This is a genomic window from Imperialibacter sp. (genome assembly GCF_048007035.1).
Taxonomy (GTDB): domain Bacteria; phylum Bacteroidota; class Bacteroidia; order Cytophagales; family Cyclobacteriaceae; genus Imperialibacter.
This window is the reverse complement of record NZ_CP180355.1, coordinates 5,891,604-5,905,167: the sequence shown is the minus strand read 5'-3', so window position 1 is coordinate 5,905,167 and position 13,564 is coordinate 5,891,604. Positions and strand designations below refer to the sequence as shown.

General features: G+C 46.2%; 11 protein-coding genes. 3 read left to right on the top strand and 8 right to left on the bottom strand.

Annotated features, from left to right (window positions below; genetic code table 11):
- Window positions 1–90: 90 nt before the first annotated feature.
- The 4 genes from ACMVP2_RS25185 to ACMVP2_RS25170 all read right to left on the bottom strand — a co-directional run bounded on the left by ACMVP2_RS25185 (window position 91) and on the right by ACMVP2_RS25170 (window position 5,541).
- The gene (locus ACMVP2_RS25185) at window positions 91–1,131 is read right to left on the bottom strand and encodes a polysaccharide deacetylase family protein (RefSeq protein WP_416865616.1); all 1,041 of its coding nucleotides are present in this window, start codon (window positions 1,129–1,131) and stop codon (window positions 91–93) included.
- Complete coding sequence (locus ACMVP2_RS25180; RefSeq protein ID WP_416865615.1) at window positions 1,076–1,966, bottom strand: glucosaminidase domain-containing protein; 891 nt, start codon at window positions 1,964–1,966, stop codon at window positions 1,076–1,078. Before ACMVP2_RS25180 ends, ACMVP2_RS25185 begins: the two co-directional genes overlap by 56 nt.
- A 22-nt stretch (window positions 1,967–1,988) precedes the next feature.
- The gene (locus ACMVP2_RS25175; protein ID WP_416865614.1) at window positions 1,989–5,003 is read right to left on the bottom strand and encodes a PVC-type heme-binding CxxCH protein; all 3,015 of its coding nucleotides are present in this window, start codon (window positions 5,001–5,003) and stop codon (window positions 1,989–1,991) included.
- Window positions 5,004–5,076: 73 nt separating this feature from the next.
- Entirely contained in the window at window positions 5,077–5,541 is a 465-nt protein-coding gene (locus ACMVP2_RS25170) for a nucleoside triphosphate pyrophosphohydrolase family protein (RefSeq protein WP_151996710.1), read from the bottom strand.
- Window positions 5,542–5,609: 68 nt separating this feature from the next.
- Here ACMVP2_RS25170 and ACMVP2_RS25165 point away from each other — a divergent pair, with 68 nt between their 5' ends.
- Complete coding sequence (locus tag ACMVP2_RS25165) at window positions 5,610–6,347, top strand: pseudouridine synthase (protein ID WP_416865613.1); 738 nt, start codon at window positions 5,610–5,612, stop codon at window positions 6,345–6,347.
- A 174-nt stretch (window positions 6,348–6,521) separates the two neighbouring features.
- Window positions 6,522–6,659: a hypothetical protein gene (locus ACMVP2_RS25160; protein WP_193217741.1), complete on the top strand. Its 138-nt coding sequence runs from the start codon at window positions 6,522–6,524 to the stop codon at window positions 6,657–6,659.
- A gap of 315 nt (window positions 6,660–6,974) precedes the next feature.
- Here ACMVP2_RS25160 and ACMVP2_RS25155 read toward each other — a convergent pair whose 3' ends face one another.
- The 3 genes from ACMVP2_RS25155 to ACMVP2_RS25145 all read right to left on the bottom strand — a co-directional run bounded on the left by ACMVP2_RS25155 (window position 6,975) and on the right by ACMVP2_RS25145 (window position 9,731).
- Window positions 6,975–8,120 carry a lactonase family protein gene (locus ACMVP2_RS25155; protein ID WP_416865612.1) on the bottom strand — a complete coding sequence of 382 codons (1,146 nt, stop codon included), beginning with the start codon at window positions 8,118–8,120 and terminating at the stop codon, window positions 6,975–6,977.
- Window positions 8,121–8,204: 84 nt separating this feature from the next.
- The gene (gene corA / locus ACMVP2_RS25150; protein WP_339787633.1) at window positions 8,205–9,356 is read right to left on the bottom strand and encodes a magnesium/cobalt transporter CorA; all 1,152 of its coding nucleotides are present in this window, start codon (window positions 9,354–9,356) and stop codon (window positions 8,205–8,207) included.
- Between the two features lie 183 nt (window positions 9,357–9,539).
- On the bottom strand, window positions 9,540–9,731 hold the full coding sequence (locus ACMVP2_RS25145; protein ID WP_151996716.1) for a cold-shock protein: 192 nt from the start codon (window positions 9,729–9,731) through the stop codon (window positions 9,540–9,542).
- A 433-nt stretch (window positions 9,732–10,164) separates the two neighbouring features.
- Between ACMVP2_RS25145 and ACMVP2_RS25140 the strand changes: the two genes are divergently transcribed.
- Window positions 10,165–11,040 (top strand): cupin-like domain-containing protein, encoded by an 876-nt coding sequence (locus tag ACMVP2_RS25140; protein ID WP_317491669.1) that lies wholly within the window; start codon window positions 10,165–10,167, stop codon window positions 11,038–11,040.
- Between the two features lie 100 nt (window positions 11,041–11,140).
- On the opposite strand, the gene ACMVP2_RS25135 is transcribed toward ACMVP2_RS25140, so the two are convergent.
- Window positions 11,141–13,555, bottom strand: a complete 2,415-nt coding sequence (locus tag ACMVP2_RS25135; protein ID WP_416865611.1) for an FtsX-like permease family protein — start codon at window positions 13,553–13,555, stop codon at window positions 11,141–11,143.
- Window positions 13,556–13,564: the final 9 nt, after the last annotated feature.

Below are 13,564 nucleotides of genomic sequence, written 5' to 3'. Positions count from 1 at the left end.
GAACGATAGGGTAATATAGGGAGCGAACCAGTTCACATGAAGCCGCTAATGGAAAAGCCTTTAATGCATTGAAAAATCAGCTATTGTTTGCTATTTCAAAGCAGGATTGACCCAAAGGTGGCTGAACCAATGCCAATGACCATCGGTGTCTTTTATGGTAAGGGTATACAGGGTTCTCCTGCTTGTCAGAGCACTGCCTGGTTTTACGGTGACCTCTATTTTGTCGCCACTCTTTTTCTTCTCAAGTACACATGATCCTCCTTGCACAAAACATTGAAGTTGCGATTCCATCAGGTTTGACTGAGCGAAGGTGACTTGAAGGGTGGGTGATGGATCGTTAGCTGTCATCAGAAAACTCTCAGGCTTCTCGGTAGTCACCTTCAAGGCTCGCATATTGGCCTTAGAAATAAATTTTTCCAGGGGTGAAAAGCCCGAAGCCATCGGAAACCTGGGCAGGCTAAACAAATTGCTTCCGCCATGCATCACACCGGAATTTTGCGCCAGCCCAGCCGAAAAATCCATTTCTTGCAGCAATGCAGCTATTTTTGGATCGAACTCTCCATAGGGATAAGCAAATGCTTTGGCTGTAATTCCTAGTCGTTCCTTAATCAGCGCTTGTGCCTTTTCCACATCGCTGCGAAATGTCTCATACCTTGCCTGTGGTGCCTCATTCAAAAAATAGGAGTGAGAATGACTATGGTTTCCTATTTCTATTTTGTTGGCCAGGCAGTCTGCGAGCTGATTCCAGTCCATATAAGAGCTGCCGCCCACTGTTTCAGTATTGATGAACACGGTGGCAGGGAACCCATATTTTTTTAACAAGGGAAGGCCATTTTTGTAAAAGCTTTCGTACCCGTCGTCTATGGTAATAACAGCCACCCGTTCCCGCTCGCCTGGTTTTTTCAGGTAATCAACCGCCTCAGAAATGGTCAATACCTTAAAATCATTCTGTTTGAGATAGTTGAGATGAGCGTCAAAGCTTTCTGTAGAGATGTTGGTAGAAGGATACCGGCTATCTCCCACCCTATGGTAGACAAAGCCGACCACTTCCCTGTTCATCTGCCCAAGGAGGGTACTATTGGTGGTCGTCAACAATAACACCACCCACCACAACAACCGTATCGATAACATAGCCGAAAAGTTTAACGGTTCTTTCTTCAACAAAATACGCCGGATCGAGGCGATAATCATCGTACTGCATCATTCGATTCTGCCGGATGATAGTCGCCAGTTGTTCCACATACTCCTCACGCCTTTCCGAATAATACTTGAGATAAGGAAGCAAAACATTCACGTTGTCAGTGGTATCTCTCGCCTCTCTGAATCTCCGGTAAGCCCTGCTCCTGGCCACCAATCCAAAATAACCATAAATAGAAGCCGACACATCGTCGTACTTTCTAAGGTAGATAGCCTGGCCGTTCCGAGAGTAGATGGACTTGATTCTAGGTTCGCCCGACCGGTACGACCAGATGCCAAAGAGGTTATTGGCTTGTTGGAATATGCGTGAAGTACCCCAGCCAGACTCCACCGCCGCCTGTGCAAGAATAATACTGTTAGGATGGGTTTTCATGCGGCGAAGCAACAATTCGCCTGAAGCAGTTTTATAAAACTCACTTTGTGCGAAATAAAAGGCACTGTCCTCTTTTAGCCAAATGGGCTTGTTCAGTATTTCTCTGATTTTATTTCTTTCGTCCTCTATTCTGTGCTTTGCCAAAAGAATGGAGGGCAACAAAGCGGAAATGAACTTTAGCTTGGCCTGCTCAGGTGGCAGTTGGTCAATTCCTTCAATTTCGTGATAGAGAATAGGCGCCACCAATGAGTCGTCGAGTAGCTTTATGCTATCCGGGTGGTTGGCCAATACTTCCCTGGTTTTGATATAATGCGTCTTATCAATCGAAAAATTGACAAGTACAGCAGCAAAACCCACCAGGATTAGCAGAATGACAAAAATGATCGTCTTTCTCAAAAAGGGTGTTTAGTTGATCAATCTATCTTTTAAGATAAGCTATTAAATCGGACATTTGCTCAACGGAGATAGAATTTTCAAATCCCGCAGGCATCGCCGACACGTCTGAAGCTTTCAACGACGCAATTTCATTTCTGTTCACGGTAGTTACATTGCCGACTGCATCTTTGATGCTTAGCGATGAGGCTGTTTCTGACGCAATCACCCCTGTTATTTGCTCACCGTTCTTAGTTTCTAATTCCCAGGTTTCAAATCCGTCGGCGATGGATCGATTGGGGTTAATGATATCGGCCAGAATAAACGACGCATCCCTGTTTCTAATGGTTCCAAGGTCAGGACCAAAACTACTGCCTCCTTCTCCGCCTTTTTGATGGCATATAGCGCAATTAGTCTTAAATACGGCCGCACCGGCCACCTGATCACCCCTCATATCGAGTGCCTGCTGGTACTTTTTTACTAACTCCTCAGGAGCTGTATTGTTCGACGCAAGCAGTCGCCTGGCCTTTTCCCGAACACTGTCGGTATAGCTGTTCATCAGCCTCACCTTGCGTGGCCAGGCAATAGTGGCCTGGTCAATATTACCCACTTCCACTGCATTAAGCAATGCATGAGAGCCGTACTCACTGTTGAGAAGATGCCCCATAGCATGATCTCTTACACCTGGAGTAAGGCTGCTCCAGCTTTTTACAATGAGCTGCGAGGCCCTCTGGCTATTGATAGCCACAATAGCGTTGATAGCGCCTTCTTGTACATCATCGGGCTCCTGAGCAGATACTAAGGTTGACAGTTTGTCGATATAGGCCCCATTGTCTGATTTGGCTAGTAAAAGCAACGCATCAATTCTCACAGCCGAACTAGCTCCACCATTCAGCGCCAGCTGCAACGCCTTCTCCTGAACATCAGCCAAATGAGATGCCTCAATTCCAGGGAAATGAGTGACAAGTCTCATGCTGGCTGCCCTCACCTCAGCTGGCGTCTTTTCGTTTAATTGGGCCTTCAGGAGCTTTATCTCAGCCACGGCGTTCCCGGCCCGAAGTCGGCTGTTTTTAACGGCCCCGTCAATTCCCCTGAGTACTGCAGATTTCCACCAGGCGTCCCTTGGCACCTGGGTACCTGAAAGTACTTTCTTTAACATTTCCGATGTGGCCTTCTGGTTGCCAGAAGTAGCCATCGCCGCAGCACAATTAGCAAAAAACATAGCCTTTCCTTCAGAGGGTGAATTGGCCAATGTGCTGATGGCCTCCGATAGCAATTCACTTTCTTTGCCGTAGCTGGCGCTTAACGCCGCCACCTGCACCCACCTGTCGTTGATGTCTTGCCGAAGCAGTTTATTGCGAGCCTCAGTGGCCTCTTTTGTATCGACAAAACCCAGCGTGCACAAAAGCTGAAACCTCACCCTGGCGTCGCCATCTGCCGACATCTCAATCAGCGTCGCAGCCAACGTTGGCCATGCTGCCAGGTGTATTTCAGCCACCCTGATGGCATTTTCCCTTACACCAGCCGTCTGGTGTTTCAAACCCCTCTCTACGAGTTCAGCAGTTAATTGACCTCTGCCTTCCAGGGCCCAAAGCCCATGCAAAAACCCAACTGCACTCCCAGTGCTGGCCACATAGTCAATCAGCACATCGTTTGGTACCAAAGCTTCGTTGGCTACTATCAGGCGCTGTGCATTTCTCCGCCACCAAATATTGTCACTACCCAGCAAGGTAACGATTTCATCTGAAGTCATAGCTGGAATATCTATGCTTCCTGCCCAGTTCATGGGGGGCGTTCCTTTGGGTGATATTCTGTAAATTCTACCTTGATTCGATCCATTGTACAGCGCTCCCGAATTGTTTACCTCTTCCGACATCCACTCAGGGTGCTCCACAATCTGCCGATAATAGTCGATCATATACAAAGCACCGTCGGGGCCCACATAAAACTGAACAGGACGAAACCAGGCATCTGTAGACGCCAGAAACTCTTTGTTTTCAACCAGCCGACTTGCATTGAATGAGGCACCTTTAGCAGTTACTCTATCCGCATGTACAAGATTATGCACGGGCTCCGCCACAAAAGTCACATTCTCAAAGCCCTTGATCAAACCGCCCTGGTACCACGTAACACCACAAGAGGAAGTAATGACGCCAACATCGGTCAACAATTGATGGGCAGGATTTTGCGTGATAGGAAAGATCTCTGCTGCACTACCATGGTCTGGAATGTTCTCCATGGCATCGGCAACGACCAGGTTGGAATTCCGTGCCAGGTACCTGGCGGGAATGACCTCGGTGAAAAGGTGGTCTGCATTGCTGGTGCCAAAGTGGTGCCCCCAGTCATCGAACGTTTGCCCATATTGCGACTCGCCGGAAAGCATCTCCAATTGAAAAGAATCGGGTATGAACCTTACGTTCCTGCCATTGGCGTCAATCGGTAACTTAGGTGCGTTGCTATTAGCCGGAAAACGTACCTCACTCCCCTCGTCGCTGAATTCCTTCACACTTACTTTGGGAGTCACCATTCCCTGATGTGCCACATAAATCCAATTGTCGAGGCCATACATGGGTGTATTTGCGATGTGCTGCGGATTGGTCACCGCAAACCCAGTCAACAATACTTCCCTCTTATCCGCCTTTCCATCGCCGTTAGTGTCTTCGAGGTAAAGCACGTCCGGCACGTCTACAACGATCAACCCATTCTTCCACCTCATAAGTCCGGAGGGCAACTTTAGCCCGTCTGCAAACACGACGGCTTCGTCAAACCGCCCGTCGGCATCGGTGTCCAGCAGTTGTTTTATCACCCCACTTCCAGACAAGTCCAGAGGGTATCCGTGCATTTCGAGCACATAGGTTCTTCCCAGCTCATCTACTTCCATAGCCACAGGATCTGCTACCAGTGGTTCCGACGCAATAAGTTCAATTTGGAGGCCTTCGTATAGCTCGAAAGAAGCCAGGGCCTTTTCTGCCAACTGTTCAGCTTCTCTTTTGTCCCCCTGCGAAGCGCAAGAAGACAAGACGATCACAAGAGAGAAAACGAAGGTTTGCTTTAAAGTCATAAGGTAGGTTCGGGTGTGTTGCGACAACAATTTATCAAAAACGCACCTAATCCTTTAACCCACCAACATAAAATTAGCTGAGAATAAATTTAAGGTCGGCCGGGGAGTATTTCACAGACTTCAGGGTTTTTCTGTCCCCGGTTCTGAACACGAGGTATAGTCCGTCCGCTTCTTCATAGTGGCATTCAACACCTTGTGCCTTGTAGTGATTTACTGTGGCTTCAGCTTCTTCAATTGTCTTGCAGGTTTTACTCATATTGGAGCGCTGCACCTCGTCAAAAAGCTCTTTGAATTGCCCACCCAAGCCAAATTCAAGCACAGCACCACTGAGTACATACTGCAGGTCGCACAGAGCGTCAGCTATCTCTACGATGTCTTTTGCCTGAATAGCCTCTTCCAATTCTTTCAGTTCCTCAGCCAGAAGGTTTACTCTGAGGGCACACCGGTCAGCAGAAGGCACAGTAGCCTCTGGCAGTATCGGGTGGCCAAAAGTTCGGTGAAATTTTGCTACATCATTAAGAGAATCAGGCGATTGCATAAAGTGGGGTTTTAGTCTGCATAAATAATCGGATTCTAAAATCCGCCGTTTTACTTTTACAGTCAACCATGAGTGAAGAAAAACTTATCCACAACGAGCCAGCACGGTTCGAAAAACTTAGCGTCATTTACCAGGACGAGCATTTGGTGGCCATCAACAAGCCGAATCGGCTGCTCGTTCACAAAACCAAAATTGCCGAGGAAAAGCATTTTTTTGCCAACAGACTACTGGCCGACCAAATAGGCTGCGAAGTATATCCGGTGCATCGAATCGACAGAGCTACGTCAGGAGTATTGCTTTTCGCCTATTCTCCCCACGGCGTGGCCATGACCCAATCGCTCTTTATGAAAGGAAACGTAACGAAGGAATACCTGGCAGTGGTTCGGGGCTTTGTGGCAGAAACAGGATCGACAAGCGAGCCATTGATTAAACATGAAACAGGTGTTGAGCAAACCGCATTGACTGACTATGAAAGGCTACACACCATCGAAGTCGACATTTCAGTGAACAAATACCCTACCTCACGGTATTCACTTGTGAGAATGCTGCCAAAAACGGGCCGCACGCACCAACTCCGCAGGCATTTCAATCACATGGGGCACCCTATTGTTGGCGATACCAAATATGGTGATCTGCGGCACAACAGGATGTTCGAAAGAGAATGGGGGATCACCTCACTCCTTCTTCACGCCCACAAACTCACTTTTATTCACCCGTTTTCAAACAAAGAATTGAGTCTTCAAGCCCCGCTGTCGCCTGATTTTGTAAAAGCAATAGACACGTTCGGCTGGCAACACAATTACTAAAATTTCAACCCAGGGCTTTCATAGTTCGTATTGGTTAATGCAAAACCAGACTAAGCGTGTATTTAATACAATTCCTTTAATTTTTTGAATTATTCAGTTAATCATTGTTAACCCAATATTAATTAATTAAATTTGTTGTTAACAATTTGGTAACATTAAAAGAAAGGAGCCATCATGAAAGGATTGTATGAACGCAGGTTCAAGTATAGTCTGGACTATTTGGTGCTGGGTAAGCCTAAGAGAAAAGAGCGAGTGATCAATTGGTTGATTCTGGGTTTGGTAGCTCTTTTGGGCATTGTGCTTTCCATTTGAAATAGTCAAAACAGATATACTTACCGAATGCGAGGGGCTACACCCCACAAAAAAGCAAAGGTCTCCGATGAAGGAGACCTTTTTTTATTAGTAGACATTGCTTTGGTTCGCTACTTAAAACGGATCAATCTGTATTTCTGAGGGGATTGATGTTTGGCATGGGTATTTTCTGCTTGCATAAAAAAGCAAAAGGTCCAAGCCTAACCCGGCCGGGCGAGACGCATTGAACCAGTTTTGCTTTTTTATTGCCGTCTATTTGCTGAATCGAATAACACTCCTTTTGAGTTTTATCCCCCAGATTTTCCGCTTGATCCCTTAAAACTTAAGGCAAACTGGCTTAGATACAGAAAACTCTTTGCCAGTAGCAGCCAACAGGCCTGTTTCTTTGTTTCTCGTGAACACAACTATGTTGTTGGTATCCTGGTTAGCAACCAGTAGGAATTTTTCATCGGGCGAAAGCGTAAAATTACGGGGAGTCCTGCCCCCTACCGGTTCATTACCTAAACTGGTCAGGCTTCCGTTGTCCGCCACTGCGTACATAGCTATGCTATGATGTCCTCTATTGGAAGCGTACAGAAATTTCCCGTCTGAAGTAATGTGTATGTCGGCATCGGAGTTTCTTTCGGTGAAGTCAGCCGGTATTGTGCTTTTTCTGTCAATTGCCTCAAACGTGCCCTTTTCAAAATCCGCTTTCATTGAAACAACCGAGCTCGACAGCTCATTGACTACAAAGGCCATTGCCTTTGTAGGGTGAAATATCAAGTGTCTCGGGCCATCTCCTGGCTGCAGTTCAAAAGCAACATGGGCTTCACCGAGGGTGCCATCGGCAGCGAACGGATAGGCAAGTATTTTGTCGATGCCAAGGTCCACTGCGTAGAGGTATCCGCCTTTGAAAATGCTGCAGTGTGCATGGGGGCCTTTCTGGTTGGGATCCACCGGCCCGCTGCCTTCGTGCTGGCGAATCTGCGGACCAGCTTGCAAAGCAAGGCCCTCGCCGAGTTGGTACACTGCCAGGTTACCGGAGCTATAGTTGGCCACGGCTATCTGTCTGCCTGATGGGCTAATATCAACATAGCAGGGGTGTGCGCCTTGCGTTGAAAGCTTGCTAACCTCCACAAGCTGGTTGTTTTCATGGTCCCAGCTAAAAGAGCTAATGCCGCCCTCCTGGGTTTCGTTAACACTGAAAACGCTCTGTCTGTCTTTGCTGATCGCCAGGTAAGACGGGTTCGTGGTCTTCACCAACAAGAGACTGTCGCTGAGCTCACCGGTTGCTGTGTTGAATTGTAACTGGTAGATGCCATTGCTTCCGCCACCGGTATAAACCCCAACAAGAAGGTCTATCGTTTGTGGTTCCATTTTATCATCCTGGCCTTCAGTTTCCTGAGGCTTCTGCTGAGTGCATCCGGCCATAAAGGCGATCAAAACGATGAGCACTCCAAATAGCTTACTCCTTAGTTCCATAATATATTAGGTTAGTAGCACGAATATAGCGGTAAAAGACGAAACCCAACAGGTATTGAAATCACCTATTTAGCAGGGTATTTTTCAAAGCCACTTTTTGCGCTTGAAATAAAGCAGCATTAGAATAAGCACTGCCCCCATTACTCCCCAAACCACAAAGTAGCCATAGCGGTACTTGAGCTCGGGCATATATTCGAAGTTCATTCCATAAATGCCTGCAATAAAAGTGAGTGGAATGAAAATGGTGGCCACCGTGGTCAGCACCTTCATCGTCTCGTTCATTTTCTGACTGAGAGACGAAAAATAGATATTAGCAAGGCTCTCCAGGCTTTTACTTGTGGACTCTATCTCGTCCATGGCATTTTTACAGCTATTGAGCAGGTCATGAAAATACTTCTCATTTTCATTTTCGATGAAGTTGGTACGGCCGTTGAGAATGTTGGTTAAAGCCTCTTTGAAAGGCATCAACGACTTCTTGATCAATTGCGTGTCCTTCTTGTACTTCTCCAACTTGAGTAGTGTGCTCTGAGTGGGATCCTTCAGCACCTCTTTTTCCAGTTCAGCCACTATCAAATTGAATGCATCGATGGTTTCAAAATAGTTGTCCAGCACGGCGTCCAGCAACTGCACCAATAAAAAGTCACTTTTCCGGTGGCGAACCATGCCCAACTTCTCCCTGATCTTGTACCTGATGTGGTCAAAGTGATCTCCTTCTTCTTCCTGCAGCGAAATGATGTAGTTCTTCCCCAGGATAAAGCTGATCTGCTCAATGTTTAGCTCTTGTTGCTCGGTTTGCAGGATCGATTTTACACTGAAAAACAGGTACTTATCATATTCCTCTACTTTAGGCCGCTGGGTGGTGTCGAGCATTTGCCGCACCATCAGGCGGTCAAAAGACATTGCTTTCGACAGGTCTTCATAGAGCGACACCTCGTGCAGACCATGGAAATTCAACCAATAAGATTTTTTCGGATCAGGTGACTGGAGTGCTGAAAAGTCTTCTGGTTGATCCAGCTCCATGCAGTCGTCGGGGCTGTATTCAAACAGCTGAATGGCCACCTTCTCCAGCTTTTTCTTACCGATAAAAACTGTTTGGGCTTTTCCCTTTGATTCACTTTTGAGTGTTGAATACAGGTTGAAGGTAAGGTTGTCGCCTATCGTCCCAAGCGTCCGCAAGCCTGCCATAAGGATTTTGTCGGGCCTTGTAATATCAAATTGCTTCTTGTCCTTCTTCATTCACAGAAATCATTGATTGTCATTTCTTAAACTTACTACACTTATCCTCATCCCTCAAGCAAACCTAAAACATAAAGGCTCCGAACAGGGGCTTTCAGCCAGGTTAAGGCAAAAAAAAACCACCCGAAGGTGGTTTCTTATAGTGTCTTTTAATAAAAAAAGTATATCTATCGATTCCTTTTACTATCGCACTACTTCGACATTAACGGCGTTCATGCCTTTTTTGCCTTGCTCAACTTCAAAAGTCACTTCGTCGTTCTCACGAACTTCGTCAACTAGACCTGAAACGTGAACGAAGATGTCTTCACCGCCATTTGATGGCTTGATGAAACCAAAACCTTTTGAATTGTTGAAAAATTTTACTGTTCCTTCCATTGTTATTATTAATTGATTGTAATAAATGCTATGCTAGTGGCATTTTGGTAAAGGTAAAAAATCTGACTTGAGGGTAATTAATTAAGAAATTTGTGGGGTGCAAAGTTGAAAATTAACGACCTGTGGCCAGGCATATTTTACTATTACTGATTTAAATGCTGTGCAAGGTGGCAAATAGTGCGATTCAAAGCAAATAAATATTTGTTTTTTATTGCGGTCGATCTAAATGGTGGGCCTTTTGCATTCTCACTTTTTCTGGCACGGAATCTGAACAAGCATTTTGGTGACTTAATTGGGGAGTTAGGATTTTGTTTGAATTTTTTTAATTGAGTTGATAATTTAAACCAACCTTACTGTTAGTTTTGTGACTGTAAAAGCGGTTGTTAATCGTTGATAAATATTCATTTACAGATTAAGAATTTTTATTCACGCTATGAGTGTCAAAATCCAGCAGAACATTGACGTGGTGCATAATATCACCAGGAAGGAATTCGAGCAAAATTACTATTACCCACAAAAACCTGTAGTCCTCAAAGGGCTTGTAGATGGCTATCCGGCCAGCAAGAAATGGAATTTCCAATTCTTTAAGGACGAAATGGGTGATATGGAGGTGGGTGTGTTCGACGGGGCACTGGAGCGAGCTGATCGTTCTTTTAAAAAGCCTGACTATTATCTGAAGTTCAGGGAGTACCTGGATGAAATAGAAAAAGGGCCGACAAAAAAGCGGTTATTTCTTTTTAACCCTTTTAAACAGAACAAACGCCTGTTCGAAGACTTCGAATTTCCTAAGATATGCTCCGGGTTCTTAAGGTCTTTTCCTTTCATGTTTTTTGGTGGCGATGGATCAGTAACCCGCATCCATCAGGACATGGATATGTCGTGCGTTTTTCTCACGCAGTTCACCGGAAAGAAAAGAGTAGTACTGTTTGATCCTAAATACTCAACTTTACTGTACAGATTTCCTTACAACGTGCACACTGCTGTTAACATTGAAAAGCCCGACTACGACAAGTACCCGGGGTTGAAATATGTTGAAGGAAGAGAGGCCGTGCTGGAATTTGGCGATACCATCTTTATTCCATCCGGCTGGTGGCACCATATCGAATATGTAGGTAGTGGCTTTAGTATGAGCCTTAGGTGCCTGAGCCCACGGGTGAAAGACCGTGTGCAAGGTGGCTGGAATGTGACAGTTGCTACCCACCTCGACGAATTGCTTCTTAAAATGAGGGGAGACAAATGGTTCAAGCACAAGGAGAAAGTAGCAATCAACAATGCTAACAAAGAGATTGAAAAGCTTATAGCTCAATAGCATTGCCTTTTCAGAAGTGAGGTTGTGCTTTTGAAAAATACGAAACCCGGTCAAATAGTGTTGTTATACTACTTGACCGGGTTTTTAGTTGAGCCACCTCCTACTCTGAGCGCAGTGAATCCACCGGATTGGAGCTGGCCGCCTGCATCGACCGATAGCCAGTGCTAACCAGTGCCACCAGCAGGGAAACTGCAAAGGCCGACACAAATACAGTGAACCCAATGTCTATCTGATAGGCGAAGTCGTCGAGCCAGTCGCTCATAAGCGCATAAACAAGTGGCGAGGCAATTACAAACGCAATGAGTAACAGTCCTGCAATCTCCTTCCAAAACATCAGAAGCATTTGGAGCGTGCCAGCGCCTAATACCTTCCTCACCCCTATCTCTTTGGTCCGTTCGTTGGCCATAAAAGAAATGAGGCCGTACAACCCGAGTGCCCCGATTAGCACAGCGATGCTGGCAAAAATCATAAACAAAGTCGCCAGGTTCCGCTCGCTCTCATACTTTGCAGCTATGGAGGCATCAAGGAAACGATAGTCAAAAATGAATGACGGAAAGGTCTCATTCCAGATTTCTTCCACCCCACTAATGGCCTCGCTGGCTACTGCAGCGGAACTCCCCGCAGAAAATTTTATTACCATGGAATAGAATTCTGGCTGATAGTAAAGCAGTATTACTTTTTCCAATTTTTGGTGCAAAGAGTAAGCGTGAAAATCTTTTACTACACCAACAATCTCCCTCACATTATCGTCGTAGCCAGTTCTTATTTTTGCTCCAATGGCGTCATGGGGACTTTGAAAGCCCAACCCAAGAATAGCCTGTTCACTGGCGATAACAGCCGAAGCGGAATCAGCTGGCCGGAGATTTCTACCTGCCAGTAATTCTATATTGAAAAGTGAGAGATAGTTTTCGTCGACGGCTTTAAAATTGGCCCCGAGATCTGCCCTTCGCTCCTTCGCCACGGCAGGGTCGTAAAAGTTGGCAATAGAGTTTGATGATGACAAAGGCGCCCCTATACAAAATGACACGTTCTCTATCCCCTTTACTGACCTTATCCGCTGCCCAAGTGCGGAGATAGCCGACTGGTCGGGCACCCAGGTGGTAATGATAGCGTCTTTGTCGAAGCCAAGTGGCTGATCCTGTAGAAACCTGGTTTGCTGGAGCACCACCAATGTGCCAAACACTAATACCTGGCTGATCATGAACTGAAACACTACGAGCGCTTTTCTTAGAGAAACGCCTCGCAGTCCTTTGCTATGGGCACTTTTGCCTCGTAAAGCCATTACGGGGCTCAGCTTAGAAAGCACAAGCGATGGATAAAGCCCGGCTGCCAGCGTAACAAGAATGATAACAGCGAGTAGATAAACCAGCAACCATGGTTCATTGACAATACTTACCGAGAGTCGATAGCCAAGCAGGTTCTGCAACTCAAGCAACATCACTTCCGCCAGCGCCAAAGAAAGAAAGCTGGCTAGCACGGTAATGAAGAAGGTTTCCATGAGAAACTGCGTTCGCAGCTGTCGTTTGTGGCCGCCCATTGCTTTACGAATGCCTATCTCTCTGGCTCTTTTGGAAGCCTGGGCTGTAGACAGGTTGATGAAATTGATACAAGCTGCAATCAGGAGGAAAAAGGCAATGGTAATCAAGGCGATGAGCAGTCGGTAGTCCATTACACGGTCGCCGAAGTTGCTGTAATCAGGATTAAAATGCACGTCAGACAGCGGTTGAAGCCCGAAACGGTCGCCGGCATCACCCTCTCCATAATACTTCTTTGCAAACTCCGGCAGTGCCGCTATTAATTGGTTCTTATGCGATTCATCTTTCAACAACACATAACAATTGGTACTGCTGCTAGTGGCATCCCAGTCCTGTCCATCCCCGTAGTCAGGGTCAAAATCGCCAAGATTGTCGTAATGTACCACCAGCTGAAAAGGCAGATCGGTAGTAGCTGGAGATGCCTTAAATACTCCTTTCACCACCACGCTGAGTGTGGAATTAATGGTTATCCTGTTTCCGATTACCTTGTCAAAGCTTTCATCTTTGACATCGAAGTATTTGATGGCCCACTGATCCGAAATCACCGCCGAGTTGGGATGAGACACAGCATCGCTCAGGTTGCCAGCCAATGCTGGAAATGTAAACACATCAAAAACACCAGGTGAAGCGAATACGAGGCCCTCGTCCTCTTCCATCTTCTTTAGTTGTGTATCTCCTTCCCAAGATGCTATTATACCGCCGTACTCGTAATCAATTTTGGCGACAGCGTCTACAAAAGCGTAATCCGCTGCCAGCGCATCGCCTGTGGGGTGCGGCATGGAAGCACTTCCGCCATTGGTTACCCTGTAAATGTGCTCAAAATTGGCATGATGCTTCTCGTAGCTCAGCTCGTAGTTGACAATAAGGTAAATGACTACCGAACAGCCTATACCGAGTGCGAGCCCCAGCATATTGAGCAGCAGAAAGCTGGGGTGCCTCTTGAAAGTTCGGTAAACGGTGACAAGATAGTTTTTGAGCATGGCGGTTAT

Bases quoted from the DNA above. Each gene is read 5' to 3' on its own strand.
- ACMVP2_RS25185 (WP_416865616.1), bottom strand. From the start codon at position 1,131: ATGTTATCGATACGGTTGTTGTGGTGGGTGGTGTTATTGTTGACGACC.
- ACMVP2_RS25175 (WP_416865614.1), bottom strand. From the start codon at position 5,003: ATGACTTTAAAGCAAACCTTCGTTTTCTCTCTTGTGATCGTCTTGTCT.
- ACMVP2_RS25170 (WP_151996710.1), bottom strand. From the start codon at position 5,541: ATGCAATCGCCTGATTCTCTTAATGATGTAGCAAAATTTCACCGAACT.
- ACMVP2_RS25165 (WP_416865613.1), top strand. From the start codon at position 5,610: ATGAGTGAAGAAAAACTTATCCACAACGAGCCAGCACGGTTCGAAAAA.
- ACMVP2_RS25160 (WP_193217741.1), top strand. From the start codon at position 6,522: ATGAAAGGATTGTATGAACGCAGGTTCAAGTATAGTCTGGACTATTTG.
- ACMVP2_RS25155 (WP_416865612.1), bottom strand. From the start codon at position 8,120: ATGGAACTAAGGAGTAAGCTATTTGGAGTGCTCATCGTTTTGATCGCC.
- corA (WP_339787633.1), bottom strand. From the start codon at position 9,356: ATGAAGAAGGACAAGAAGCAATTTGATATTACAAGGCCCGACAAAATC.
- ACMVP2_RS25145 (WP_151996716.1), bottom strand. From the start codon at position 9,731: ATGGAAGGAACAGTAAAATTTTTCAACAATTCAAAAGGTTTTGGTTTC.
- ACMVP2_RS25140 (WP_317491669.1), top strand. From the start codon at position 10,165: ATGAGTGTCAAAATCCAGCAGAACATTGACGTGGTGCATAATATCACC.
- ACMVP2_RS25135 (WP_416865611.1), bottom strand. From the start codon at position 13,555: ATGCTCAAAAACTATCTTGTCACCGTTTACCGAACTTTCAAGAGGCAC.